Source organism: Corynebacterium sp. BF-R-2 (assembly GCF_024586525.1).
GTDB classification, from domain to species: Bacteria; Actinomycetota; Actinomycetes; order Mycobacteriales; family Mycobacteriaceae; genus Corynebacterium; species Corynebacterium singulare.
Map to the genome: position 1 here is coordinate 52,351 of NZ_JAMFTP010000006.1, position 24,894 is coordinate 77,244.

Genomic DNA, 24,894 nt, shown 5'->3' on the forward strand with positions numbered 1-24,894 from the left:
AACGCTAGGACTGTTCTGAACGCGGGCTCGAGACGGTGAAATGAGAGACATGGCACAAACACTTTCCCTGACAGACATCACCAAGGATTTCGGCGGCGGCCCGGTGCTCGCCGGAATCTCCCTCGACATCGCGCCGGGCGAGCTCGTGGCCGTCATGGGCCCGTCCGGTTCCGGCAAGTCCACCTTGTTGCACTGCATGTCCGGCGTGCTCACCCCCACGCACGGCAGCGTGCGCTATGGGGAGGAGGAGCTCTCCGCGCTTGGCGACGCCCCCCGTTCCCGCACTCGTCTCCGCAACTTCGGCTTCGTCTTCCAAGACGGCCAGCTCCTGCCGGAGCTGAGCAACGTCGACAACGTGGCGCTGCCGGGCATGCTCAACGGCATGGGGCGGCATGCGGCCCGGAAGCGGGCGATGGAGCTGCTGGACCAACTGGGCCTGGGCGATTTGGCGGACCGCCGCCCGGCGCAGGTTTCCGGCGGCCAGGCCCAGCGCGTCACCATTGCGCGTGCGCTGGTGGCCAACCCGGGCGTGGTCTTCGCCGACGAGCCCACCGGTGCTTTGGATCAGTCCACGGGTCATGAGGTGATGCAGATGCTCACCACCATTGTGCGCCAATCCGGGGCCAGCCTGGTCATGGTCACGCACGACCCGAAGGTGGCTGACTGGATGCAGCGCCGCGTGGAGATTCGCGATGGCATCATCCACGATGACCGCCGCCTCGGGGTGATTCGATGAACACCGCAACCTTGGTCTTTGACCTGCAGCGCGAATCGATACGCGCGCGCTCGGGCACTGGAATCGTCTCGGTTCTAGCTATTGTGAGCCTGACTATCGGCTCCGCCATCGCCTTCCTCGTCGCGGGCGGCACCTGGATGTTCTGGCAGCGCGCCCACCATGTCGAGGAGGCCGCCCCGGCTTTGAAGGAGGCGTTTGGTAACGAGATGGAGGGCTTCCTTTATCCGTGGTTCGCCCTGGCTCTCTTGGCCTGCGCGTTTATTCTTCCGGCGCTGTTTAATCTCACCGCGCAGGCAGCCGTCCTCGGTGCTTCCGGCAGGGAGCAGCGCCTGGCCACCCTGCGCCTATTGGGGCTGAGCGCCCGGCAGGTGGAGCGCATGGCCATTGTGGAAACCGGCCTCCAGGCGGTGCTAGGAATTGTGCTCGGCGGGCTGATTAGCCTGCTCATTGCGCCGGTCTTTACCCAGCTGGATTTCCAGATGCGGCCCATTGCCCTGACTGAGCTCCTGCTTCCCTGGTGGGGCTACCTGGCCGTGGCCGGCGTGCTTTTCCTGCTGGCCATCGGCGCAGCACTGGCCGGAATGCGCCGGGTGCGCGTGAGCCCGCTGGGAGTGGCCAAGCGTCAGATGCCCGCAGCCTATCGCTGGTGGCGCGCCATCGTATTCCTCATCATCGTGGCAATTGGTGGTGCGTTCCTTTCCGGCAAGGGGGGCTCACTCACCGCGATGGTCATCGTGGTCATGTTTGGCATGCTGATGAGCATCAACCTCATCGCGCCTTTCATCCTGCAGCTCGGTGCACACGTCATGTCCCTCTTCCCCGGAACTGCGCATTTCGTGGCCTGCCAGCGAGTGGCTGGCAATGCGCGCCCGGCATGGAAACGGAGTGCGGCCATCGGCTTCTTCGGTTATTTGGCGGGCTTCCTCGTCGCCGCGCCCTTGGGCTCCGATGCCCTGGCTCTCGTCCTGAAGGAAGACCCCGGAATGAACGTGGTGTTCAAAGACATCTCCACCGGTGTCGTGTTAACCCTCATCTTTGGATTCACGCTGACCACCATGTCCATCATCCTGGGGCAGGTCTCCGGCATCTTTGAAGACAAGGAGCTCATCCGCTCCCTGGATCTCATGGGCGTGCCGCGTGGCTTCCAGTTCCGTTCCGGGGCGCTGACCGTCATGGGGCCGGTCGTGGCCTTGAGCTTCTTCGGTTTCCTCTTCGGCGGGGGAATTGCTTCCCTGATGTTCTTCTCCAGCGTCGATCAGAGCAACGTTGATGTTCTTGGCCGTCTGCTCATGGCCTTCGGATTCCTAGCCGTAGGTTGGCTTGTCACACTTCTCGCCATTGTCCTTGTTGAACCCCTGCGCGGCTACGTGCTGCGAACCGGAGGGAGAAAAGAATGAAAACTGTACTGAAAATCTTCGGCGGACTCTTCGTCGTTGCCCTCATCGCGGTGCTCGCGGCCGTGTATTTCTTTGGCCCATCCTACGGCGGGGCGCTGTTGGGCAAACCCGTATTCCTCTTCAACGCCAGCGAGAAGCGCATCAACACCGCGATGGTGGACACCGCAGCTTTCACCGGCATTTACGGCGAAAGCGAAGAATTCCAGCGCGCCCGCGAGGCCTTCGAGGAGGAACCGACCAACGCGGAGCTCCTCGATGCCGCCATTGACGCTGCCGGCGGCAAACACTCCAAGGTCTTTAGCGCCGAAAAAGAAAAGGCTATCGAGAGAACCGATCCCTCCGTTGACTACGACGACGGCATCCTGCGCGCCACCGTCCCGTCCATCGGCCGCCACGATGACGGCCAGGCTTACGCGGATACCCTGGCCACAGGGTTGACCGCGCACCCGGAGGCCTGCGCCGCCGTGGTGGACCTGCGCGGCAACGATGGCGGCGACATGGGACCCATGTACGCGGGCTTGAGCCCCCTGCTGCCGGACGGCCCCGCTTTGTCCTTCGTCTCCCGCATGGGCACGACGGATGTCACCATCGACGGCAACTCCGTCACCGGTGGCGGCACACCCACCACCACGTCCGGCGGCAAGCTCGAGGTCCCCGTCGCCGTGCTTACCGACGGTGTCACCGCCTCCTCCGCAGAAGCGACCCTCCTGGCCTTCCGTGGCCTGGACAACGTGCGTACCTTTGGCGAACCGACGGCCGGATTTGCCTCCGCCAACACCGTTATTGACTACCCGGATGGGCGCTCACTCATGCTCACCACGGCCAAGGACAAGGCCCGCACCGGCGAAGAATTCGCCGAGGACCCCATCGCTCCCGACGCGCCAGAGTCCGAGCTCGACGGCTGGCTGGCCACTCGCTGCGGCTCCTAAGTACGTTGCGGCTAGCTAGCCCACCGCTCGCGCTCCCAGCGCCAGTAGTGGTGCCACCTCCACGGCGGCTCCACGAACTCGCCCCGTCCGCGCACCACCGCGAGTACCTGCCGGACAGCGACCTCGCGGTGGTGCTCGATGGTAGCGGCGGTGAAATGTAAGGGCTGGTAGCCGCGCTGGACGGCATCGTTAAGCTTCTGGCGGTCAATCTCGAAGCGCTGCCGGTTCTCACCCTTGTGGTAGGCGTATCCGTCCACCTCGATGGCCACCTTGTAGTCCTCTAGCACCAGATCCCAACGATAAGGCCCAATCTTGAGGTTGTTCCGCACCTTAACGTGCGGCTCGAGGGCCCGGGTGAGGTCGCGCTCCGGCTTACTATCAGCGCCGACGATGGCTTTCTCCAGCACCTCACGTGTATGCCTGGGCAGGCGGCGAAAATCTAGCTGCTCGGTTTCAATGCGCGAGGGCCCATGCACTCCAGCAAAGAACGCCTCAATAAAGGCCACTGCATCCCCGTGGTCCATGGTCTCAATGATTTGCAGCGGGCTGCACACATTCACTCCGTCCATGCTGCCGAGTGCTTTCGGGCGCGCCCGCCGGCTGCGAAAATACGTGCTTGATGCCATTGTTCCCGCGCGAAGGAAGTGAAGCGGAAAGGTTAATTCTTGTCCAAGGTACAGCTGGGCGGCGGAGTATCCGTCTAGAGCCGAGTCCGGCCAGCGGCGCGATGCCAATTGCGCGAGTTCACGCGGCGTTGGCTCCGTAGCCAAGTACAGCCCCCGACAAATCTTGATGGCTTGTCCGTTAGCGGCGCGGCGTGATCCCGCGCGACCCTCGAAAATTTCCATGTTCCCACCCCGATGAGTACGTTTCTGACAAATAAGACCCCATAAACCGCTATTTTCGGCCCCCTATTTGATCGAATCGTACGTCATGAACGAAGCGCTGTCGCGATGACAAAGAAAAAGACGTTTCGATCAAATAAGGCTTCTCAACCCCCCGATTTCAGAGCCTTATTTGATCGAAACGTACTTTGAGCACGAAGGCTTACTTGAAGCGAGCCTTGGCGTCTTCGAGGATCTTCTCTGCCTCAGCCTTGTCGCCCCAGCCAGAGCCGGTAACTTCCTTGTTCGGCTCCAGGTCTTTGTAGCGGGTGAAGAAGTGCTCGATCTCGTCCTTGATGTGCTGCTCCACATCGTTGATGTCCTGGTAGCGCTCCCAGCGCGGGTCATCAACAACGGCGAGGAGCTTGTCATCGCCGCCGGCCTCATCGGTCATCTTGAACACGCCGACGATGCGAGCCTCAACCACGACACCCGGGAAGACCGGCTCCGGGAGAATGACCAGTGCGTCGAGCGGGTCGCCGTCTTCGCCCAGGGTGTGGTCGATGAAGCCGTAGTCAGCCGGGTAGGCCATCGGGGTGAACAGGTAGCGGTCGAGGTGGACCTTGCCGGTCTCGTGGTCGATCTCGTACTTGTTGCGGGAGCCCTTGGGGATCTCGATGGTTACTTCAACGCTCACGGCTGATTCCTCCATAACGTATAGGTTGATATGTGCTCCGCTTAGTCTACCGCGCTAGTGTAAAGGGCGATGAAAGCGAAGCATGTCTGGTGGAGTACTGCGGCCCTCGTCACGGCAGGAGTCGTCGGGGCGACGGCCGCGTTGGGAGTGCAGATCCAGCGCACCTACGATCACTTGGATCACGGCGAGCCCTATACGCCGGCGGCTGCCGAGACCTTGGTGCAGCCAGTCGAAGCAGAGCAGGTTGATGCCGCGGCGTTGAAGAAACGCCTCGATGAGCTGGGCGCGAGCAAGGACTTAGGGACCTTCGGCGCGCAGGTCATCGACACCGCAACCCATGAGGTCGTGTGGGAACGCGAGCCGAGCAAGCCGCTGACCCCAGCCTCCTCGACAAAGGTGCTCACCGTCGCTGCGGCCACGCTTGCTCTCGACGAAGAGGAGCGCATCACCACCGAAGTTCTTAAAGGAGAGAAGGACGGCGAGGTGGTCATCAAGGCCGCCGGCGATGTCTGGCTCACGGAGGAGCGCCTCGATGAGCTGGCGGAGCAGATTAAGCAGAAGATGGGAACCGTCTCCCGCGTCTCCATCGATACCTCCGCCTGGGCTGGCCCCGACCAAGCCCCCGGATGGGATGATGACAACATCGACGGCGGCTATGTCGCTCCCATCCAGCCTGCCATGCTCTATGGCGGCCGCATCGAGGAGAAGACCGGCGATGTCCCGCGCTCTCACGAGCCGGCCCTCGACGTCGCCCGTGCACTCGGCGCAAGATTGGGCACCGACAAAGCAGACATCGCGGCTGTTCCTGCCGGGGCGGAGGTCATCGCCAGCAGCGACTCTGAACCTTTAGCCCTGCGCGCCCAGCAAGCAATCAAGGATTCGGACAACGTGATGGCGGAAGCCATCGCCCGTGAACTCGCCAGCCACGAGCGTGCCGAAGCCAGCTTCGAGGGCGCGGCGAAAACCACGCTTGACGTGCTCGAACACAATGGCATTGACGTCAGTGGAGTTGTCCTGAAGGATGGTTCCGGCCTCTCGCGCGATAACCGCATCCCCGCCGGCGTGCTGGCTCACATTCTGGACAAGGCCGTAGCCGCCGAGGAGCTGCGCCCGCTGTTAGGCTACCTCCCGCTGGCGGGCGGCGAAGGAACCCTCTACCAGCGCTATCCCGAGTCACCTGCGCGCGGCTTCGTGCGTGCGAAGACCGGCACCCTGACCGAGACGTCTGCCCTCGCCGGCACGGCGCAAGGCCAGTCAGGCCACGTCTACGCTTTTGCTTTCCTCGTCAACGATGGTGAGGTCATGTCCGCTCGCCAAGCCCAAGACGCCCTCGCCGCCGCCCTCCATGACTTCTAACGACCCCTTCTGGCCCAGGCAGAGCCCCAACTTCTTGGCCTGCCGTGTCGCAGTCCGCTCTGTCGTGGGCGCGCGCCCACGACAGCTGGCCGTGGGGCTGTCGGGAGGGGCCGATTCTCTGGCGCTCACCGCAGCACTCGTTGCCGAAGGCCACGACGTCACCGCCCTCTGCGTTGACCACGGCCTGCAGGAGGGCTCAGCCGAGCAGGCGCGCCGGGCAGCCGACCAGGCCCAGGCCTGGGGAGCGGGGGCGGAGGTGATTCGGGTGGACGTCGACAAGCACGGCTCTGTTGAGGCCGCCGCCCGCACCGCGCGGTACCGTGCCTTCACGCCCTGGGGTGAGGTGGCGGTGGCGCACACGGCCGATGACCAGGCCGAAACGCTGCTCCTAGGGGCCCTGCGAGGGAAGGTGTCGGGCATGCTCGAGCGCGCCGAGGTGGAAGGCGCGCAGGTTCTGCGCCCGCTGCTGACCGTGCGTCGCGCCCACACCGAGGCCGCCTGCGCGGAGCTGGGCGTTGAGCCCTGGCAGGACCCGCACAACGTGGACCCCACCTTTCGCCGCGTGGCGCTGCGCCGAGACATTCTTCCGCGCCTGGCGGACATCGTCGGTGGTGACCCCATCCCGGCCCTGGCCCAGGCCGCCCAGGACGCCGCGCTTGACGATGCCTCCCTTCTCACCCCACCCACCAACTCCTGCGTCGAACTGGCCGCGATGCCGGAGCCTAAGCGCCGCCGAGCGATTGCCGCATGGCTGCGCGAGCAGGGCATAGAGGTCACCCGCGAGGCCATTCGCGGTGTCGATAACCTGTGCACGCAGTGGCATGGACAAGGCGGTGTTGCGGTGAGCGCCGCCGCCGGCCACGAGGGTAGGGGAGAAAAGGTGGGCACAAGGTTGGAAGTCTTTCGCGTTGGTGGCACACTGTCACTATTGCCTCGGTCATCAAAGGAGCGCTCACGTGCACGACAATCATGATTCAGCCGTCCCGGCTCACCCTTACGGAGAGGACATCGAGAACGTCCTCGTCGCCGAAGACTCCCTCCAGGAACGCATCCAGGAGATGGCGGATCGCGTCTCCGAAAAGTACAGCAACGCTGAGGATGACCTCATCCTCGTATGTGTGCTCAAAGGTGCGGTATTCTTCCTCACTGACTTCGCCCGCAAGCTGACTATCCCCTCCCAGCTGGAGTTTATGGCCGTGTCTTCCTACGGCAATTCGGCCTCGTCCTCCGGAGTGGTGCGGATCCTCAAGGACCTGGACCGCGACATTGAGGGGCGCGACGTGGTGATTGTGGAGGACATCATCGACTCCGGCCTGACTCTGTCTTGGCTCATCCGCAACCTGCGAGGCCGCCAGCCACGTTCTCTGGAAGTGGTGACGCTGCTGCGCAAGCCGGAGGTTGTGAAGGCAGAGCTCGATCTCTTTGATGTTGGCTTCGACATCCCCAACGAGTTCGTTGTGGGCTATGGTCTGGATTTTGCTGAGCGCTACCGCGACCTGCCTTATGTGGGCACGCTGCGTCCGGCGGTCTACAGCAACGATTAAGTCCTTTTTCTTGTCCGGCGTTCCAGCCGCAACTGTGCAAGGTAGTTAATGAAAAACAAGAACATCATCCGCTATGGCTCCATCGCGGGCCTCGTCCTCATCCTGCTGTACGCGTTCACGTTCTTTACTAATGACGCCCGCAGCTTCAAACAGGTGGACACCTCGGTGGCCATGACGCAGCTGACGGAGAAGAACGTCGAGGAAGCGCAGATTGACGACCGCGAGCAGCAGCTGCGCCTCAAGCTCAAGAAACCGGTGACGGTGGAAGAGCAGGAGGGCATCGAGGAGGTCATTGCCAAGTATCCGGCTCGCGCCTCCGAGCAGGTCTTCAACGCGGTGAAGGATTCCGGTGCGGAGAAGTACGAGACGAAGGTCACGCAGGATTCCTTCATCGGTTCGATGGTCAGCTTCCTGCTGCCGATGCTGCTGCTCTTCGCGCTGTTGTTCTGGATGATGTCCCGCATGCAGCAGGGCGCTGGCGGCATGTTCGGTATCGGCGGCTCCAAGGCCAAGGAGCTGACCAAGGATATGCCGACGAATACCTTCGCGGATGTCGCCGGCGCGGATGAGGCCGTGGACGAGCTGCAGGAAATCAAAGACTTCCTCGATGACCCAGAGCGCTATCACGCGCTTGGCGCCAAGATTCCGCGCGGTGTGCTGCTCTACGGCCCTCCGGGTACTGGTAAGACTTTGCTGGCTCGCGCCGTCGCGGGTGAGGCGGGCGTGCCTTTCTACTCCATCTCCGGTTCTGACTTCGTGGAGATGTTCGTTGGCGTGGGTGCCTCCCGCGTGCGTGACCTGTTCAAGCAGGCCAAGGAAAATAGCCCCTGCATCATTTTCGTCGATGAGATTGACGCCGTGGGCCGCCAGCGTGGCTCCGGCACAGGCGGTGGCCACGACGAGCGCGAGCAGACCCTGAACCAGCTGCTCGTGGAGATGGACGGTTTCGGTGACCGCGAGGGCGTTATCCTCATCGCTGCCACCAACCGCCCGGACATCCTGGACCCGGCGCTGCTGCGCCCAGGCCGCTTTGACCGCCAGATTCCGGTGACCAACCCGGACTTGGCCGGCCGCGAGCAGATCCTGCGCGTGCATGCGAAGGACAAGCCGCTGGCCAAGGAAGTGGATGTGGCGCAGCTGGCTAAGCGTACTGCTGGTATGTCCGGCGCGGATTTGGCTAACGTGCTCAATGAGGCTGCCCTGCTCACCGCGCGTATCGGCGGCAACGTCATTACCTATGATGCGCTGGAGGAGGCCACCGACCGCGTCGTGGGCGGTCCGCGCCGCCAGGGCAAGATCATCTCCGAGCATGAGAAGAAGGTCACCGCCTATCACGAGGGCGGCCACACCTTGGCCGCGTGGGCGCTCAAGGATATTGAGCGCGTGTACAAGGTCACCATCCTGGCCCGCGGCCGCACCGGTGGCCACGCCATGACCTCGCAGGAAGATGACAAGGGCATGTACACCCGCGATGAGCTGTTCTCCCGCCTCGTCTTCGCCATGGGCGGCCGCGCGGCCGAGGAGCTCGTCTTCGGCGCGCCGACCACCGGTGCCTCCTCCGATATCGAGCACGCAACCAAGATTGCGCGTTCTATGCTGACGGAGTACGGCTTCTCCCCGGACCTGGGCACCGTCAAGTACGGCCAGGAGCAAGGCGATCCGTTCAGCCACTTGGGTGGCGGCGGGTCCATCGATTACTCCGATGCCGTGGCCGCCAAGATTGATGAGCAGATGGCCTACCTCCTCGACAGTGCGCACCGTCAGGCCTATGACATCCTGGCCGCGAACCGCGACTATCTGGACACGTTGGCTGAGATGCTCCTGGAGAAGGAGACTCTGCGCCGTCCGGACCTCGAGGGCATTTTCGAGGGCATTGAGCCGCGCGAGGCCTTCGAGGTTTTCCCGAACGAGGATGAGCGCTTCCCGCGCCAGGCCGGCCGTGAGCCGGTGAAGACTCCGGTGGAGTTGGCCAAGGAGCGCGGTGAGGAGCTTCCGAAGCGCATGACGCTTCTCGACGCCTCCCGTGCCGCCCGCGAGCGCCGCCTCGCCGCCCAGGAGAACGGTCAGCCCGCACCAAACACCACCTCGGAGGAAATTGGTTTCAGCTTTGGCCAGCATGCGGGTGACCTGGTGGACCCAGAGAAGGGCAACACCTTCTTCGGCGACCCTGACAGCGCTGCTAGCTCCCACACTGCAACCGCCTCCGGCAGCGCAGCTCACCCTGAGACCGAGACTGTCACGGACCCAGCCGGCCGCGAGCAGGAGGTCCCTGAGGAGGAGCTCCGTGAGCAGCGCCGCGAGCACGCTAGGGGCTCCGGAAGCTCCCAGAGTGGCTTCAGCAACGACGAGACCCGTGTCATCCCGCGCGTGACGAAGGGCACCGAGTCGCGTCAGCCGCAGGCCGAGCCTGTGCGCCGCGGACGCCACGCCAAGCCCGAAGCCCAGGCAGGGCAGGCAGCCCAGGCAGGGCAGGCAGCCCAGGCAGGGCAGGCAGGCCAGGAAGCCCAGGCTGACAAAAACACAAGCGGCTGGGACGCTTCCGGTTGGGGAGCACCTGGCTGGGGCGAGCAGGAACACCGCAACAACCCGTACAAGGACGGTCGGAACAATGAGCGATAACATCCCAGCCACGCGCGACTTCGACCACGAGCGTGCCGAAGCGGCCGTGCGTGAACTGCTCATCGCCGTGGGCGAGGACCCTGACCGCGAGGGTCTGCGGGAGACCCCGGGCCGAGTGGCCCGCGCCTATGCTGAGGTCTTTGCAGGTCTGCACGAGGACCCCACAGAGGTTCTCCACAAGACCTTCGCGGAGGAGCACCAGGAGCTGGTTCTCGTGCGCGATATCCCTATTTACTCCACGTGCGAGCACCACCTCGTGCCCTTCTACGGCAAGGCACACATTGGTTATATCCCGGGCCCCGACGGCCACGTCACCGGCCTGTCCAAGCTGGCCCGCCTGGCGGACATGTACGCCAAGCGCCCGCAGGTCCAGGAGCGCCTCACCAGCCAGATCGCAGATGCCCTCGTGGAGGTGCTCCACGCCCAGTCCGTCATCGTGGTTATCGAGTGCGAGCACCTCTGCATGGCCATGCGCGGAATCCGCAAGCCGGGTGCGACCACGACGACGTCCGCGGTCCGCGGTGGATTCAAAAAGAACGCAGCCTCCCGCGCGGAGGTCATGAGCCTGATCAGGAGTTAACCCGCAATGGCAGTCAGTAACCTCACTGTCCCCGGCCGCACGGTGGTCATGGGAATCCTCAACGTCACGGAGGATTCCTTCTCTGACGGCGGGCGTTGGATCAACGTCGACGATGCCTTAAACCATGCTCACCACCTTGTGGCGTCGGGGGCGGACATGATCGATGTTGGTGGCGAGTCCACCCGCCCAGGCGCGGTGCGCGTGGCTGCTGAGGAGGAGGAGCGTCGCGTGGTTCCCGTCATCAAGGCGCTGCACGAGGAGGGGATTAAAACCTCGGTGGATACGATGCGGGCGTCGGTAGCCGCGGCGGCAGCCGAGGCCGGGGTGGACATGATCAATGATGTCTCCGGTGGCGCGGCTGACCCTGAGATGTACCACACCATGGCGGCCACGGGCCTGCCGGTCTGCCTCATGCACTGGCGCACCGTCCAGTTCGGCAGTGCAGCCGGCGTGGCCGACCATGGCGGGGATGTCGTGCGCGATGTCCATGAGTCCTTGGCCGCGCTTGCCGACGCCGCCCTCACCGCCGGCGTCAGCCACGACAACATCGTCGTCGACCCGGGGCTTGGTTTTGCCAAGTCTCCGCAGGATAACTGGGCGCTGCTCAAGGCCCTGCCAGAGTTCCTGCAGGGCGAGTTCCCGCTGCTCGTGGGCGCGTCCCGCAAGCGTTTCCTCGCCGCTATTAGGGAGGACCGCGGCGCTGAATCCAGCCCGCTCCTGGCAGACCCCGCCACCGCAGCCGTCACCGCCATCTCCGCGCAGATGGGCGCCTGGGGCGTGCGCGTGCACGAGGTGGATGTCTCGCGTGATGCTGTGGACGTGGCGGCCGCCTGGAACGCGGGCGCGGCCTATGCCGGTGGCGCGCATGCCTCCGGCAGCTACGCCAACGGTGCTGATGGTGGCACCGTGGTGTCGACATCCTTGGGGAGGGTTTAAAAGTGGCGGACCGCATCGAGCTCACCGGGTTGGAATGCTTTGGCTACCACGGCGTCTTCGAGGAAGAAAAGAAGACCGGCCAGCCCTTCATCGTGGACGTGACCTGCTGGTTGGACACCGCGGGCATCGAGGACGACCTGAACCGCACGGTGAATTACGCCGAGCTTGCCGACGTCACCGCACGCATCGTCGAAGGACCCTCCCGCGATCTCATCGAGACCGTGGCGGCCGAAGTCGCCGAGACCGCGATGCAGCGTTTCGAGATACTCCACGCCATTGAGGTGACCATCCACAAGCCGAAGGCGCCCATTCCGCGCACTTTTGCGGATGTGGCTGTGGTGGCACGCCGTTCCCGGAAACGGATGGCCGGCTAATGCGCGCGGTCCTGTCCATCGGCTCCAACATGGAGGATCGCCGCGCGCTCCTCCAGACCGTCTTCGACGAGTTCGCAGCAGAGACCGTGGCCGCCTCTCCGGTCTATGCCACCCCACCGTGGGGAGTGACAGACCAGGGAGATTTCCTCAACGCGGTGCTCATTGTGGACGTGGACTGCACTCCGCTTGAACTGCTGCGCCGCGGGCAGAAGTTAGAGGAGGCAGCCGAGCGCGTGCGTGTGCGGCGCTGGGGGCCGCGCACGTTGGACGTGGACATCGTGCAGATAGACGGCGTGACATCCGACGACCCGGAACTTACCCTGCCGCATCCTTATGCGCACCAGCGCGCCTTCGTGCTCGTGCCCTGGCTGGCCGCGGACCCGGAGGCAGAACTCAACGGCACCCCGGTGTGTGAACTCGTGGCTAACCTTGACAGCGATGACGTGGCCGCGGTGAAGGAAATGGAGTAGGGGATGACGAGGACGTCGATAAGCGCGCTCGTCGGTACGGCCCTGTTCGTGGCCGCAGCCGCCGCCATCCTCACGACCCGCTTTTATGGCTCCATGCTGGCCATTCCAGCCACCGTCTCGATTTCCTTGTGGGCCATGGCGGTGGTGTGCGTGCTATTGACCCTCAAGGTACGCAGCGCCAAGGACGATGATCACGGCATCGGACTGGATAACTCGCAGCTTAACCCCATGACCATTGCGCAGTTCCTGCTCGTGGGCAAAGCCTCCGCGTGGACCGGCGCGATTGTGGGCGGAGCCTACGCGGGAATGGCGGTCTATGTGGTGCCGCGCGCCGGCGAGCTCGTTGCGGCGGCCGGTGACCTGGCTGGGGTGGTGAGCTCTGCATTGGGTGGTGCGGCGATGTGCGTTGCCGGAGTGGTGTTGGAGCGACACTGCGAGGTGCCACCTCCAACTGACGGTGCACAGGCGGTAAGTTAGTGGGCATGACGAGCCCGCAGCATTCCCCCGAGCCCCCGCACGAGCCGGCCCCGGATAATCGCCCGACGTCCCAGTTTTCTGCGCAGCCGGACTCTCAGCCGCCCACGCCGGCGACGTCATCCCAGACCGAATCGAAGACGGATGCTGGGTCGATTGGTCTTATCGTTTTGGTCATCCTTGCGGTCATTGCCAGCCTGATCATGCTGATTTCGGGTTCGGCGAATGCTCTGAAGATCGCCTTGCTTGCCTCTCTCTGGGCGGCAGTCGTGGGCTTCTTCCTCGTGGTGCGCTACCGCCGCCAGGCCCAGGAGGCCACGGAGCTTCTGGCGGTCGAGCGCGCCCATACCGCCTCCACGCTGACAGCCTCTGGTTCTGCCACCGCTGATAACAGCGAGGTTCTCGCAGAAATCCGCTCTGAGCTCGAAGCCATCCGCACCCAGATTGAGGAGATCTCAGGCCGCGAGTGGGTCTACGAGCCCGCAGCCCTGTATGCGGAGGCTCGCCGCATCCAGGAGTTGGAGCGCAAGGCTGGTGGCGCCGGTGTAGACGAGCGCGGCGATGCATCTCAGGTGAACTTCACACAGAAGTCTGGCGGCGCGCCGTCTGCCGACGCCGTCGCGGGCCGCCTCGGCTCCCAGCCCACCCACCCAGTGAGCAACCCGCTGGACAACCTGCTGGCGGATAACGCGCGAAGCAATGCTCAGCAGCCTGCTCCGAAACCAGCCGCGAAGCCCGCTCCGAAACCCACTCCGAAGCCAGCCGAGCAGCCTGCCGCGAAGCCGGCCGGCCAGCAGGACACCCGCCCGGCCCCGTCTTCCTTCGGTGCACCGCACCCCTCTCAGGGGCGTCCCCCGGCTTTCCGTCCCGTGGGCGAGCCGCAGCCGAAACCGCAACCGAAACCGCAGGCTGCCCCGCACTCGCAGCCCAAGGCCGACAAGCCACAGGCGCGTACCGAGCAGAAGCCGCCGCAGCAGCCCCAGCCGAAACCACAGCCCAAGCCCCAGCCGAATGCGGTACCTCAGCCACAGCAGAAGGCACCGGAGTTCAAGACCGATAGCTTCCAGGCTGTGCGCTGGAACCAGGGTGCCGCAGGTACACAGCACATCAAGGAGGATGCGGGCCTCGCACAACAGCACCACCGCCACCGCAAGCCGGAAGCGCCCGCGCAACAGAGTCAGCTGGCGGAATCGAGCAGCCGCGGCCGCCGCCGCAGTGATGAGAAGCGGGAAGGCGCGGTCTCCGTTGCTGAGCTCATGGCGCGCAGCAAGCGCCGTGAGGAGCAGCAGAACACGGGCGACAAGAAGTAAATGCAGGCACCACGCATGCGGGTGGCGGTCTGGGGTAACTCCCGGGCTGGCCTTAATTTCGCGCGACGTTTGGAGTGGGCGGACCATACCATCGAACGCCTCGAGGACCCCACCCAGCTCTACCGCTTCGATGCGCTGATTCTCGCCGCGACGGCGAGGGAGCTGGAGGGGGCGGTCAGGGACGTCGCCAAGCACGTGCGGCCCAGGCAGATTGTTATCCACACCTCATTGCTGGCTGGTGTGGAGGCGCTCGATGATCTGGAAACGCGCGGGTGCCTGACGATTGCCGCAGCTCCCCTGGGTGACTCCTATGCGGTGGGCGCCCTCGATGAAGTTGCAGAGACCGTCATTGGGCTGCTGCTCTCGGAAATTCACCAGACTGCAGAAACGGTGCCAGAGGAACAGCGCGCCGAACGCGCGGCGCGGTTGTACTACGCGGAGATGCTCGGTGCGCTCTGTGCCTGGGCATCGATTAAGGCAAAGGTCATCGAAGACTTCGGGCATAGCGCCTTTGATCTTGATGCCGGCGACATCATTGCGGCCTATCCCGCCGCCGTGGAACTCGGTATGGCGCGCAACTACCGTGACGTTGCCCGCATGGTGGGCGAGCAGGAGAAGATTGAAGAACTGGAACTGTGGGCACTAGGAAAGGAAGCGCCGTGGCAGAACAACTCCTAGTGGAGGACATCGAGCGCATCCGCATGGTCGGCAGCGCCTACCGCAAGACGGGCAAGCGCGTGGTGCTCGTGCCTTTGGGGCGCGACATTCATGCCGGGCACCTAGCCCTCGTGAAGGCCGCACAGCGCGTACGCGGTGGCGTGGTTGTCGTCGTCGTTGACGACGGTACGGACATTACCGCTCTCGACAGTGTCGACGTGGTGTGGCGCTATGGCAAGCAGAGCCAGCGCACGCGGGTGATTGCACCCGATCACGGCATGGAAGACGTGAGCGCCGAGCTGACCCGCATTGTAGCGCTGACCTGTGCTTTGGGTCCCAGTGATGTGTTCATGGGGGAGAAGGATTACGAGCTGCTCGTGGCTACCCAGCAGGCTTTTACTGACCTCAATATTGGTGCGCGTGTACAGGGCGTGCCCTCGGTGCGCATGCCAGATGGCGTGGTGATGAGCCTGCGCAACGCTGACGTCGCACCCGAAGCACGTGAGCAAGCCAGCGCCTTGTCCGCGGCACTGACCGCCGGTGCGTACGCGGCGGAGTCTGGGGCCGAGGACGTTGTCCGCGTGGCCCACGAGGTGCTCACCGCCGCCGGCGTGGAGCCCGAGTACGTGGAGCTGCGCGGACGAGACCTGGGTGAGGCACCTGCAGAGGGCGATGCCCGCCTCTTTATTGCCGCCACCGTTGGTGGTGTGCGGCTCATCGATAACGCGGGCGTGCCGTTGGGGATTGGGTTCCGCAATCTGGAGCAGCGCGGATAAAAACCTGTGGTGTGCGTTACAACCGGCTAGGTTGTAAGGCATGAAGATTGGAATTTTGGGAGCCGGTGCCATCGGTGGATACTTTGGCGGAAAACTGAAAGCAGCGGGCCACGATGTCGCCTTCGTTGCTCGTGGTGAGACCTTGCGGGTGCTGGAGGAGACGGGCGTGACGCTCGTCGACGCCCACGCAGAGCCCACCACCACCGAGGTCATTAAAGTCCCAGCCGCGCGCACCTTTGCCGAGGTCAAGGAGCTCTTGGGTGGACTAGACGTGGCGATTATCGCGTCGAAGGCGCTGCCGGGTAACGAGACCTTTGGCAGCGCTGAGGATCGGCAGGCCCTGCAGGGTATCCCGGTGGTGACTACACACAACTCGGTGGAGATTCCGTATTTGGCGGCCGAGGAGTTCGGGGAAGAGAATATTCTTGCTGGTGTGGCACGCGTGTACGCCACCCGCTTGGGTCCGGCCCGGATCAAGCGCAATCCAGGGCCACTATCTCTGGCCTTTGGGCCGCTGAGTGCGGAGGCGCCGGAGTCGCTGCGTGACACTGGCCAGGAGCTGGCGGCGGCGCTGAAGGAAGCAGGTGCCTCCAGTAAATTCCACGACGCAGCGCTTGTCGACGTCTGGTCGAAAGCCATGTTCGTGACCTCCACCGGTACCTTGGGTGCCTTGGTGGATAAACCGATTGGGTATCTCTGCCAAGAAATCCCCGGGCAGCTGGAGGCCTTCATGAAGGAAGTCGAGGCGGCTGGCCGTGGCATGGGCGTGGAGCTGCCAGAGGACGTCGTGCAGCAAACTATGGAGTTCGCTCGCCAGCAGCACCCGGACAATACGTCGTCGATGCAGCGCGACATCAAAGAAGGCCTACCAAATGAACTTGACGCCCAGGTCGGAGCAATACGACGCATGGGCGCCAAGGCTGGGGTCACAACCCCGTTGTGGGACTTCGCGCAGGATGTGCTCGAAGCCCAGCTGCGCTCGTCCTAAGACGAGCGGGTTCTTTACTTAGAACCGATCTTGCCGTCCTTCTTCCAGACCACAACGACGGCCGGACGCGGGGTGGAGTTGCCACCGTCAGGCCAGTGCGAGGTGGCCTTCTCGAAGGTGGCGTCATCGGCCTCACCCGGGTGCTGAACGTTGACCATGACGCGGTCATCATCAACGATCGGGCCACAGGTCTCTGCGCCCGCCGGGACGGTGAGGAAGCACTTGAGCTCGCCGCGGGTTTCGCCATCAACGGTTACGGCGTACAGACCATCATTGGAGTCCAGCGCGTTGCCGTCAGTGGAAATCCACAGGTTGCCATGGCTATCGAAGGCCAGGTTATCCGGGCAGGAAATCGGGGAGACCTTCTCCTTGTCGAAACCACCGAAGTAGGTGTTGGCTTCCTTCGGGTCACCGCAGACCAGCAGGAGGTTCCAGGTGAACTTCTCACCGGCGTGGTCGTCCTCGATCTCCATGACGAGGCCGTTCTTGTTCTCCTTGACCGGAGCGTACTCCATCGGGTCTTCCTGGTTCTTCTTGGCGTTCTCACCAGTAGCACCACGGTACTTGTTGTTGGTCAGAGCAACGTAGACCTTGTCGTTGGCCGGGCTGACCTCAACGTCTTCTGGACGGTCCATCTTGGTGGCGCCAACCTTGTCGGCAGCCTCACGGGTGAAGACAGCAACTTCCTCAGCGGACATGCCATCAACGTGGGAATCGAACTTGTTGTTTTCGGTGTCGGAGGTCAGCAGCTTGACCCACTCACCGGAACCGTCGAAAGCGCCGTCCTCCGGCAGGACACCGGAGCCGTCGATCTCCTTCTCCGGAGAGTTGCCTTCCATCTTGGCCACGTACAGGGTGCCGTGGTCCAGAATGGACATGTTGTGCTTCAGATCGCCTTCCTTGTACTTCTTGGAGGAGACGAACTTGTAGATGTACTCGAAGCGGGAGTCATCACCGGAGTAGCACACCACGGTGCCGTCCTTGGTGATGTGGATGTTGCCGGCCTCGTGCTTGTAGCGGCCCACAGCGGTGTGCTTGACCGGGGTGGACTCCGGATCCAGCGGGTTGATCTCTACCAGCCAGCCGAAGCGGTTCGGCTCGTTCGGCTCCTTGGTGACGTCGAAGCGGTCATCGTACTTTTCCCACTTACGCTCAGACGGTCCTTCCTTGATGCCGAAACGCTTGAGGGACTCAGCAGCCTTCTCATCCTTGACGTCGCCACCAGCGAAGTACTGGTCGAAGTTCTCCTCGCCGGACAGCATGGTGTTCCACGGAGTCACGCCACCGGAGCAGTTGTTGAGGGTGCCGAGGACCTTCTCGCCCTTCTGGTCAGCGGAGGTCTTGACAAAGTCAGAGCCCTTCGCCGGACCAACCAAGGTAAACGGGGTGGTGGCGGTAATGCGACGGTTGAGCGGGCCGAACTCGCGCTTGAGCTCACCGGTGTCACCTACCTTGGAAACCTCGAGGATGGTGTGGCCGTGGCCAGCCCAACCAATCTTGACCTGCTCTTCGGTCGGGTTCTCCGGGTCATAATCTGGGAACATCATCGGCTCGGTGGTGTACTCGTGGGAGCACATGTAGATGAGGCGGTTCTTGTCATTCGGGTGCTCGATAAGACCAGCGAAGTCATTGTTGAAGCCGAACTGCTTCTCAGCGTCAGCAGCGGTCTGATTGTTGACGTCGAACTCCGGTGCGCCCTCGATAACCGGGTCGCCCCAAGCGATAAGAACGGACTGCTCGTAGCCCTTCGGGATGACAACTTCATCCTTCTCGTTCGGCTCGACCTTCTCGAAGTGCATGCCTTCGGCAGAGGTCAGCTTGATTTCGGACTCCTTGACCTCGGAGGTCTTGCCAGCGGTGCTGCTGCCAGCAGCAGCGGAATCTTCTTCACCCGGTGCAGCACATGCAGCCAGAGCAGAGGAGCCGCCAACGGCTACGACGGCAAGGCCACCGGCACGCAGTGCGGTACGGCGGGAGAACTGGTCACCGAAGTACGGGTTGTCGGAGGTGTTCTCGCACTCACCGAAGCAAGCGTTACCGCACTTGTAGGTGCAGGTAAGGGAGGAACGAGAAGAAGTGAACATGTTGGTCAAAAGGTTGCGGCCTTGCAGTGCCATGGTGTGCTCCAGAGGTCGTAAATATTGAGATGCGCAGAGATGTCGCGTCGGACGTCCTGAGTTAATCCTGTAAAGGTGGCTGTTTGCTTGACCTCGTATGACCATTGGGTGAACTCTCGATGAACCAGGATCGCGCCCCCTTGCGGGGATCGGCTACCCTAGACATTCGTGAGCGAGAAGAAGAATACTGAAGTTAACGACGTCCCAGAGCAGCTGCGCATTCGCCGCGAAAAGCGTGCCCGTTTACTGGAGTCCGGCACCGATGCCTACCCGGTGACCGTTGACCGCACGATCTCCATGAAGGAGCTACGTGAGAAGTACCAGGTGGTTGCCGAAGGCGAAGAACCCGCCGGTGCCGAAGGCGTGACCTATCTCAATGCTGGCGAGGAGACCGACGTTGAGGTTGCCATCGCTGGCCGCCTAATCTTTATGCGCAACACCGGCAAGCTGTGCTTTGCCACTTTGCAGGACGGAGATGGCACTCAGGTGCAGGCGATGCTCTCCCTGGCTGAGGTTGGTGAGGAGCGCCTTGCTGCCTGGAAGTCCGATGTTGACTTGGGTGACTTCATCTCCGTGCGCGGACGCGTCATTGCGTCTCGCCGCGGCGAGCTTTCGGTCATGGCATCGCAGTGGACCATGGCTGCTAAGTCCCTGCGCCCTCTGCCGGTGTCTTTCGCGGACATGAACGAGGAAACGCGCGTTCGCCAGCGCTACAACGATCTCATTGTGCGAGAGGAAGCTCGCAAGAACGCCATGACCCGCGTGAAGGTTATGCGTGCCCTGCGTAATTACCTGGAAGGCGAAGGCTTCGTGGAGATCGAAACCCCGATGCTGCAGACCATCCACGGTGGTGCCGCTGCCCGCCCGTTTGTGACGCACTCCAATGCTCTGGACATTGACTTGTACTTGCGCATCGCACCGGAGCTGTTCCTCAAGCGCGCCGTTGTCGGCGGCATCGACCGCGTTTTTGAGATCAACCGCAACTTCCGCAACGAGGGCGTCGACCGTTCGCACTCCCCGGAGTTCGCCATGCTGGAGACCTACGCGGCATGGGGCGATTACAACGACTGTGCTCGCACCACCCGCGAGTCCATCCAGGCCGTTGCTCGCGCCGTCTTTGGATCCACCACCGTCACCTTGGCCGACGGCACTGAGTACGACTTCGGCGGCGAAGAGTGGCCGGAGATTGAGATGTACCCCTCCCTCAATGAGGCTCTGCAGCGCAAGTTCCCGGGCCAGCCTGAGGTCACCATCGATACCGATGTGGACACGCTTAAGGGCATCGCAGACGTCATTGGTCTCGACGTTCCGAAGAACGGTGGCTGGGGCCACGGCAAGCTGGTTGAGGAAATTTGGGAGGTTCTCTGCGAGGACCAGCTCGAAGGCCCGATCTTTGTGAAGAACTTCCCGGTTGAAACCTCCCCGCTGACCCGTCAACACCGCTCTGAGCCGGGCGTGACTGAGAAGTGGGACCTCTACGTCCGTGGCTTCGAGCTGGCCACCGGCTACTCAGAGTTGGTTGACCCGGTCATCCAGCGCGAGCGCTTCGAGGATCAGGCTCGCCTGGCGGCCGGTGGCGATGAGGAAGCCATGGTTTTGGATGAGGACTTCCTCGCCGCCATGGAGCAGGGCATGCCGCCGACGGCCGGCACCGGCATGGGCGTTGACCGTCTGCTCATGGCCCTGACCGGCCTGGGTATCCGTGAGACCGTTCTCTTCCCGATTGTGAAGCCGGAAGCCTAAACCCACTCGATCAACACAGCCCGCGCACGCCGCCATCCTGGCTGCGCGGGATTTCTCATGCCCACGGCCTGTGGTTTCGGGTGCTTCATGTGGTGAGAGTCTGGGGCTATATTTGTTCCGATCAACGAAGACCTCACAGCAGCCGCCGGTTGTCAGACCTGATTTGTCAGGTATGTACATCCCGGCAGCCCAGGACAGGGAAAATGCGTCGATGTGCTGCATGGAGGCCGGAATCGTGGAACGATTCAGGTATGAAGAAGTTTCTCCCTATCCTCTCCATTGCGATGATCGCCTGCACGGCGGCGTCCTGCTCTTCTCCTGACGACACTGCCAGCGATGAGCCCCAATTCCACCAGACCTCCACTGCAGCCTCCCCGTCCTCCGACGCCACTGAGTCGTCGGAGGAGAGTCCGTCACCGACGACCTCTCAGGAAAAAGAGAAAGAAGACCCAGGGCTGCAGGAGCGAGACAAAGAAGCGTTCATTGCGACCAACCTGGGTCATGCGACCTCAAAAGTCTATGGAATCAGTAGTCCGGATGACCGCGTTGCCTGCACGGTTACTGAAGCTGGGGGAATGCTCGGGTGTAACGTTCTGTTTGCTGATCCGCCTTTGTACCCAGCAACCGGCCAGCCAGGCTGGCTGTCCAACGCCGTCAACTTCGATGAAGACAAAGGCTTCTATCCCACCATGACGCTGGGCGGTGATAACGCTGCTCCCACAACGCTTGAGGTGGGTAGCACAGTCACCATGAGTGGTGTGACCTTTGAAGCCACGAGCGCCGATGAGTTCACGGTGAAGATGGACGGTCATTACTTCACGGTTAAGGACCAGGGCCAGTATTACTCGGATACGTTTCCACCGGAGCCGGATTCGGCAGGTCGCTCTATCACCGGAACCATCTGTGGTGATGTAGGCAATGGCGAGTACGTCTATGCACAAGAGCACGGTACGGACTGTAAGAGGGCGATGGAAGTTGTTGATTACTACAAGAATTATGATTTCGCACCGATGGAAGGCGGCAGCCGCGGTTACCTCATGGAAGACGACTTCAGCTGCTCGTATAACGCGGATTCCGGCTGGCCCGACAAGCCAGAATACCGCTGGCTGCACTGCAGCATTGAGGATGCCGGTTCGGTCGTAGTCCTCGATTCGAATGCGCGCGAACTAATCTCAGCGCGGAGTTAAACAACTAAAACTGGCTGCGCGTCACCGTGAGTTCGTAGGAACCACTGGGCGTCGTAAAGCACAGCATCGAGGTGCCTTCAGGGATGGCGGCGGTGCTGTGCGGAACGAGCCGAATTGGCCCATGGGTGCGGATACACGGTGACGAGAGCTCCGCCGCGAGGAAGCTGCCCACGTTGCTCACCATCCAATTGTCCTCCTGCTGCCAGAAGCGGAGGAAATGGCGGTGCATGGCGGCATCATCGGGAGCGAGAGGAAAGTCGCCCGCACGGCCCGCCACGAGCTGCTCGCCTGGACGCACGACCGTACTGTCGCCGGCAGGGCTGGTGAGGAGGAGCTCCCGCTGCATCCGATGGGCCTTTCTCTAGCGGGCACGATAGTGCCTACCCTGCCATCTCCTCCGTACTGCCCGCTGGGATGTTGGGGAGTGTCACCCGAAGCATAGGTTTAACTCCTCGTGTGGAAACGCTGCACGGTGAGGAGTACGCTGGCTCTCCTGCATGCTCGCCGCTCTGGCGAGCTTCGTGTTTGTGGAAAGGTGTTGCTGGCCGCATGTCCGCCGAGATCCCCGCCAAGGTCATCATTAATCTCAGCATCCTCGTTTTGGGTGCCATGGTCATGATTCTCAATGAGACGTCACTGTCGGTGGCGTTGCCAACGATCATGGCAGACTTCGGCATCCCCGCCACCAGCGCACAGTGGCTGCTCACCGGCTTTATGCTGACCATGGCTGTGGTGATTCCTACGACCGGTTTCCTCATCGAAAGGCTCAGCACACGCCAGATTTTCTTGGTCTCGACGGGACTTTTCCTCGCCGGAACGGTGGTGGCGGCGCTGGCACCGAATTTCCTCATCCTGTTAGGTGGCCGTGTGCTTCAGGCGGGTGGTACCGCGCTCATGATTCCCACGCTCATGACCGTGGCCATGACCCTGGTGCCGGCGCAGCGCCGCGGCACAGTGATGGGAATTATCTCCGTTGTGATCTCGGTGGCGCCAGCGCTGGGGCCCACGGTCGGTGGCGCGATTCTTAACCGCTTTACCTGGCATGTCATCTTCTGGGCCATGGTTCCCCTCATGGCGCTCATCCTGCTGGCAGGCCTGTGGCGCCTCACCAACGTAGGGGAGAGCCGGGACGTGCCGCTCGATGGGTTTTCAGTGGTCTTGTCGGCCTTTGCCTTCGGCGGCCTGGTTTACGGTCTGTCGTCGATTGAGAAGATGCTCACGGGTGGCGCATGGACCGAGATCCTCATAAGCCTTGTGGGCGTTGTGGCGCTCATCGTGTTTATTCGGCGCCAGCAGCGTCTCTCACTCGATGACCGTGCGCTTATGGATCTGCGTCCCTTCCGGATCCGCAACTTCACGCTGGCCGTTATCATCCTGCTTATTTCCTTCGGCCTCATGCTCGGTATGGTCACCGTCCTGCCGATATACCTGCAGACCACGCTGGGAGCCACGGCGTTCGCCACCGGGCTTGCGGTCATGCCAGGTGGCATCATTCAGGCCTTTTTGTCGCCGATTGTGGGCCGGGTCTTTGACTCCTATGGACCGCGTCCGCTCACGATTCCAGGCTCGCTGTTCATGGTGGTGAGCCTCTGGCTCATGGCGACGTTGGGAGAGTCCTCAACGCTGTGGATGGTCGTGGGCATGCACGTGCTCTTTTCCCTGGGCATGTGCCTGATGATGACCCCGCTTATGACGACCGCGTTGTCCTCGCTGCCGGAGAAACTCTACTCGCACGGTTCGGCCATCATGAACACCTTCCAGCAATTAGCCGGTGCGATGGGCACGGCCTTCCTCGTGGTCTTCCTTACTCGCGGCACGGTTGCGGGCGCGGAAGCCGGAATGAATGCCGCCGCTGCCACAGCCCAGGGAACGCACTGGGCCTTCCTCTTCGCTGGGATCGCAGGTATCGCAATTGCGGTGCTGTCCCCGCTGCTCAAGCGCGTGGATTAACCGCGTGAATTGATTGCGCGTGACTAACAGATAGGCAGGCGCAGTCGCGCCTCTTCGGCGTCCTCACCCCACACGAGGACGGCTGCGGCGGAGTCCTCAGCAGCCATGTAGAACAACGGCTCCTCGTCCGACACGTCATAGCTGTGGACGGAGCAACGCCCGTTGGAGAGCTCCTGTGCGCCCTGCGCAGGGCCGGCCGCATCGCGCTCAGCGGTACCGGCGTAGCCTGCTACCGAATACGTCACCCCGTCGCCCGAGCAGGTGATTTTGGCGGTCTGGGATTCTTCCGGTTCGCGCGATTCGCACGTTGTGTCTTCAACGCCGCTGCCACCAGGGCGAGGGCTGAGGAGGGCCGGGTGGGCGTCGACAAGCGCTTGCTCCTCCTCGGACCACGCGGCGCGGCCCGTGAAGAACCACGCGAGGCCTGCGATGATGACCAAGGCGGCAGCACCAGCGCCGAGGCCGAGGAGGAGCGTGGGGGAGGACTTCTTCTGCGGCGTATCAGAGTGCGGGACCACCTGCTGTACTGGTTCGGGTGCAGGTTGGGCTATAGGCTGCGCGATATCCTGCTGAGGTGCGGCGTTGTGGGTGCGCAGGGCCTCAACGATGGCCGTGGCAGTAGGGTAGGCCGCATCGGCGCGGAAGGCTGGGTAGGCGGCAGACAGCAGCTGGGCACAACGCGCGATGACCTCCTCCGCGGTCGTCCGCGAGCTTTCCTGCGCACCCGCCGGGCCGACCGTGGCGAAGAAAGCAGTGGAGCGGTGATCCGTCAGAATGATGCGCCGCGGGTTCAGCGCCCGCAGGGCATAAGCAGCACGGTTGCGGTGGATGAGGAAGTCCACGGCGTCCGCCAGCGGCGCGAAGATGGCCAGGGCCTCCTCCCGGGAGAGGTGGCGTGCACCAACCCCAGAGCCGGTGAAATCCGCCAGCAGCTCGCCCGGCAGACAGCGGCGCACGAAAAATTCCTGCCCATTGTTCATCGTGCCCGTACCCACGATGGGCGCGATGGCGCTGTGCTCAAGCTGACCGGCCACGCTGGCCTTACGCAGCACCCCTCGGTGCTCGGGAGAGAAGATCTCCACGAGCAGTTGCTCCTTGGAGGGATCCTCAACGAGGAAGAGCGTGGAACCAGCACCCTGGTCCAGGATGGCTAGTTCACGAAGCTGGTGCTGGGATGTAAAAAACTCGGGAAGCGTGGTCACGGTGGGAGAGATTCCTTTGGCGTTGAGG

Annotated in this window: 24 protein-coding genes; 19 read left to right on the top strand and 5 right to left on the bottom strand. The window is 62.9% G+C overall.

Going from position 1 to position 24,894, the window contains the following annotated elements; all coding sequences use genetic code 11:
- Positions 1-49 precede the first annotated feature (49 nt).
- The 3 genes from M5J09_RS05255 to M5J09_RS05265 are packed head-to-tail and all read left to right on the top strand — an operon-like array spanning position 50 to position 3,062.
- Complete coding sequence (locus M5J09_RS05255; protein WP_144014570.1) at positions 50-736, top strand: ABC transporter ATP-binding protein; 687 nt, start codon at positions 50-52, stop codon at positions 734-736.
- Positions 733-2,133, top strand: coding sequence for an FtsX-like permease family protein (locus tag M5J09_RS05260; protein ID WP_257157208.1), 1,401 nt, complete (start codon positions 733-735; stop codon positions 2,131-2,133). Before M5J09_RS05255 ends, M5J09_RS05260 begins: the two co-directional genes overlap by 4 nt.
- Positions 2,130-3,062, top strand: coding sequence for a S41 family peptidase (locus M5J09_RS05265; RefSeq protein ID WP_257157209.1), 933 nt, complete (start codon positions 2,130-2,132; stop codon positions 3,060-3,062). Before M5J09_RS05260 ends, M5J09_RS05265 begins: the two co-directional genes overlap by 4 nt.
- A gap of 11 nt (positions 3,063-3,073) precedes the next feature.
- Here M5J09_RS05265 and M5J09_RS05270 read toward each other — a convergent pair whose 3' ends face one another.
- Together M5J09_RS05270 and M5J09_RS05275 are read right to left on the bottom strand one after the other, a co-directional pair.
- A complete protein-coding gene (locus tag M5J09_RS05270; protein ID WP_257157210.1) occupies positions 3,074-3,910 on the bottom strand; it encodes an endonuclease domain-containing protein in 837 nt (278 codons plus the stop codon).
- A 199-nt stretch (positions 3,911-4,109) separates the two neighbouring features.
- On the bottom strand, positions 4,110-4,583 hold the full coding sequence (locus tag M5J09_RS05275; protein ID WP_257157211.1) for an inorganic diphosphatase: 474 nt from the start codon (positions 4,581-4,583) through the stop codon (positions 4,110-4,112).
- Between the two features lie 69 nt (positions 4,584-4,652).
- Between M5J09_RS05275 and dacB the strand changes: the two genes are divergently transcribed.
- The 13 genes from dacB to M5J09_RS05340 are packed head-to-tail and all read left to right on the top strand — an operon-like array spanning position 4,653 to position 16,667.
- On the top strand, positions 4,653-5,939 hold the full coding sequence (gene dacB / locus M5J09_RS05280) for a D-alanyl-D-alanine carboxypeptidase/D-alanyl-D-alanine-endopeptidase (RefSeq protein WP_257157212.1): 1,287 nt from the start codon (positions 4,653-4,655) through the stop codon (positions 5,937-5,939).
- Complete coding sequence (tilS, locus tag M5J09_RS05285; protein ID WP_257157213.1) at positions 5,929-6,912, top strand: tRNA lysidine(34) synthetase TilS; 984 nt, start codon at positions 5,929-5,931, stop codon at positions 6,910-6,912. The genes dacB and tilS overlap by 11 nt, the downstream gene beginning before the upstream one ends.
- A complete protein-coding gene (gene hpt / locus M5J09_RS05290) occupies positions 6,896-7,483 on the top strand; it encodes a hypoxanthine phosphoribosyltransferase (RefSeq protein WP_042532369.1) in 588 nt (195 codons plus the stop codon). Before tilS ends, hpt begins: the two co-directional genes overlap by 17 nt.
- A gap of 48 nt (positions 7,484-7,531) precedes the next feature.
- Complete coding sequence (ftsH, locus tag M5J09_RS05295) at positions 7,532-10,102, top strand: ATP-dependent zinc metalloprotease FtsH (RefSeq protein ID WP_257157214.1); 2,571 nt, start codon at positions 7,532-7,534, stop codon at positions 10,100-10,102.
- On the top strand, positions 10,092-10,682 hold the full coding sequence (folE, locus tag M5J09_RS05300) for a GTP cyclohydrolase I FolE (protein WP_042532365.1): 591 nt from the start codon (positions 10,092-10,094) through the stop codon (positions 10,680-10,682). The genes ftsH and folE overlap by 11 nt, the downstream gene beginning before the upstream one ends.
- Before the next feature lie 6 nt (positions 10,683-10,688).
- A complete protein-coding gene (gene folP, locus M5J09_RS05305) occupies positions 10,689-11,618 on the top strand; it encodes a dihydropteroate synthase (RefSeq protein WP_257157215.1) in 930 nt (309 codons plus the stop codon).
- 2 nt (positions 11,619-11,620) lie between these two features.
- Positions 11,621-11,992 carry a dihydroneopterin aldolase gene (gene folB, locus M5J09_RS05310; RefSeq protein WP_257157216.1) on the top strand — a complete coding sequence of 124 codons (372 nt, stop codon included), beginning with the start codon at positions 11,621-11,623 and terminating at the stop codon, positions 11,990-11,992.
- Positions 11,992-12,462 carry a 2-amino-4-hydroxy-6-hydroxymethyldihydropteridine diphosphokinase gene (gene folK, locus M5J09_RS05315; RefSeq protein WP_257157217.1) on the top strand — a complete coding sequence of 157 codons (471 nt, stop codon included), beginning with the start codon at positions 11,992-11,994 and terminating at the stop codon, positions 12,460-12,462. The genes folB and folK overlap by 1 nt, the downstream gene beginning before the upstream one ends.
- Positions 12,463-12,465: 3 nt before the next feature.
- Positions 12,466-12,939, top strand: coding sequence for a DUF3180 domain-containing protein (locus M5J09_RS05320; RefSeq protein ID WP_257157218.1), 474 nt, complete (start codon positions 12,466-12,468; stop codon positions 12,937-12,939).
- A 5-nt stretch (positions 12,940-12,944) separates the two neighbouring features.
- Positions 12,945-14,246 (top strand): DUF456 domain-containing protein, encoded by a 1,302-nt coding sequence (locus M5J09_RS05325; protein WP_257157219.1) that lies wholly within the window; start codon positions 12,945-12,947, stop codon positions 14,244-14,246.
- Positions 14,247-14,924, top strand: coding sequence for a hypothetical protein (locus M5J09_RS05330; RefSeq protein ID WP_257157220.1), 678 nt, complete (start codon positions 14,247-14,249; stop codon positions 14,922-14,924).
- On the top strand, positions 14,906-15,679 hold the full coding sequence (locus tag M5J09_RS05335) for a pantoate--beta-alanine ligase (protein ID WP_257157221.1): 774 nt from the start codon (positions 14,906-14,908) through the stop codon (positions 15,677-15,679). The genes M5J09_RS05330 and M5J09_RS05335 overlap by 19 nt, the downstream gene beginning before the upstream one ends.
- 40 nt (positions 15,680-15,719) lie before the next feature.
- Positions 15,720-16,667 carry a 2-dehydropantoate 2-reductase gene (locus M5J09_RS05340; protein WP_257157222.1) on the top strand — a complete coding sequence of 316 codons (948 nt, stop codon included), beginning with the start codon at positions 15,720-15,722 and terminating at the stop codon, positions 16,665-16,667.
- A gap of 14 nt (positions 16,668-16,681) precedes the next feature.
- On the opposite strand, the gene M5J09_RS05345 is transcribed toward M5J09_RS05340, so the two are convergent.
- Complete coding sequence (locus tag M5J09_RS05345; protein WP_257157223.1) at positions 16,682-18,784, bottom strand: PhoX family phosphatase; 2,103 nt, start codon at positions 18,782-18,784, stop codon at positions 16,682-16,684.
- Between the two features lie 168 nt (positions 18,785-18,952).
- Between M5J09_RS05345 and lysS the strand changes: the two genes are divergently transcribed.
- Entirely contained in the window at positions 18,953-20,527 is a 1,575-nt protein-coding gene (gene lysS, locus M5J09_RS05350; protein WP_070537342.1) for a lysine--tRNA ligase, read from the top strand.
- 251 nt (positions 20,528-20,778) lie between these two features.
- Positions 20,779-21,714, top strand: a complete 936-nt coding sequence (locus tag M5J09_RS05355) for a hypothetical protein (protein WP_257157224.1) — start codon at positions 20,779-20,781, stop codon at positions 21,712-21,714.
- A gap of 4 nt (positions 21,715-21,718) precedes the next feature.
- Here M5J09_RS05355 and M5J09_RS05360 read toward each other — a convergent pair whose 3' ends face one another.
- Complete coding sequence (locus tag M5J09_RS05360; protein ID WP_070537340.1) at positions 21,719-22,060, bottom strand: hypothetical protein; 342 nt, start codon at positions 22,058-22,060, stop codon at positions 21,719-21,721.
- A gap of 203 nt (positions 22,061-22,263) precedes the next feature.
- On the opposite strand from M5J09_RS05360, the gene M5J09_RS05365 reads away from it, so the two are divergent.
- On the top strand, positions 22,264-23,664 hold the full coding sequence (locus M5J09_RS05365) for an MDR family MFS transporter (protein WP_257157225.1): 1,401 nt from the start codon (positions 22,264-22,266) through the stop codon (positions 23,662-23,664).
- A gap of 23 nt (positions 23,665-23,687) precedes the next feature.
- On the opposite strand, the gene M5J09_RS05370 is transcribed toward M5J09_RS05365, so the two are convergent.
- On the bottom strand, positions 23,688-24,866 hold the full coding sequence (locus M5J09_RS05370; protein WP_257157226.1) for a serine/threonine protein kinase: 1,179 nt from the start codon (positions 24,864-24,866) through the stop codon (positions 23,688-23,690).
- Between the last annotated feature and the right edge of the window lie 28 nt (positions 24,867-24,894).

What these genes read in the sequence shown, in the direction of transcription:
- M5J09_RS05270 (WP_257157210.1), bottom strand. Translation starts at nt 3,910, where the DNA reads ATGGAAATTTTCGAGGGTCGCGCGGGATCACGCCGCGCCGCTAACGGA.
- M5J09_RS05365 (WP_257157225.1), top strand. Translation starts at nt 22,264, where the DNA reads ATGTCCGCCGAGATCCCCGCCAAGGTCATCATTAATCTCAGCATCCTC.
- M5J09_RS05340 (WP_257157222.1), top strand. Translation starts at nt 15,720, where the DNA reads ATGAAGATTGGAATTTTGGGAGCCGGTGCCATCGGTGGATACTTTGGC.
- folK (WP_257157217.1), top strand. Translation starts at nt 11,992, where the DNA reads ATGCGCGCGGTCCTGTCCATCGGCTCCAACATGGAGGATCGCCGCGCG.
- dacB (WP_257157212.1), top strand. Translation starts at nt 4,653, where the DNA reads ATGAAAGCGAAGCATGTCTGGTGGAGTACTGCGGCCCTCGTCACGGCA.
- M5J09_RS05355 (WP_257157224.1), top strand. Translation starts at nt 20,779, where the DNA reads ATGAAGAAGTTTCTCCCTATCCTCTCCATTGCGATGATCGCCTGCACG.
- M5J09_RS05325 (WP_257157219.1), top strand. Translation starts at nt 12,945, where the DNA reads ATGACGAGCCCGCAGCATTCCCCCGAGCCCCCGCACGAGCCGGCCCCG.
- M5J09_RS05320 (WP_257157218.1), top strand. Translation starts at nt 12,466, where the DNA reads ATGACGAGGACGTCGATAAGCGCGCTCGTCGGTACGGCCCTGTTCGTG.
- M5J09_RS05260 (WP_257157208.1), top strand. Translation starts at nt 733, where the DNA reads ATGAACACCGCAACCTTGGTCTTTGACCTGCAGCGCGAATCGATACGC.
- folP (WP_257157215.1), top strand. Translation starts at nt 10,689, where the DNA reads ATGGCAGTCAGTAACCTCACTGTCCCCGGCCGCACGGTGGTCATGGGA.
- M5J09_RS05265 (WP_257157209.1), top strand. Translation starts at nt 2,130, where the DNA reads ATGAAAACTGTACTGAAAATCTTCGGCGGACTCTTCGTCGTTGCCCTC.
- tilS (WP_257157213.1), top strand. Translation starts at nt 5,929, where the DNA reads ATGACTTCTAACGACCCCTTCTGGCCCAGGCAGAGCCCCAACTTCTTG.
- M5J09_RS05345 (WP_257157223.1), bottom strand. Translation starts at nt 18,784, where the DNA reads ATGGCACTGCAAGGCCGCAACCTTTTGACCAACATGTTCACTTCTTCT.
- M5J09_RS05330 (WP_257157220.1), top strand. Translation starts at nt 14,247, where the DNA reads ATGCAGGCACCACGCATGCGGGTGGCGGTCTGGGGTAACTCCCGGGCT.
- folE (WP_042532365.1), top strand. Translation starts at nt 10,092, where the DNA reads ATGAGCGATAACATCCCAGCCACGCGCGACTTCGACCACGAGCGTGCC.
- ftsH (WP_257157214.1), top strand. Translation starts at nt 7,532, where the DNA reads ATGAAAAACAAGAACATCATCCGCTATGGCTCCATCGCGGGCCTCGTC.
- M5J09_RS05255 (WP_144014570.1), top strand. Translation starts at nt 50, where the DNA reads ATGGCACAAACACTTTCCCTGACAGACATCACCAAGGATTTCGGCGGC.
- M5J09_RS05360 (WP_070537340.1), bottom strand. Translation starts at nt 22,060, where the DNA reads ATGCAGCGGGAGCTCCTCCTCACCAGCCCTGCCGGCGACAGTACGGTC.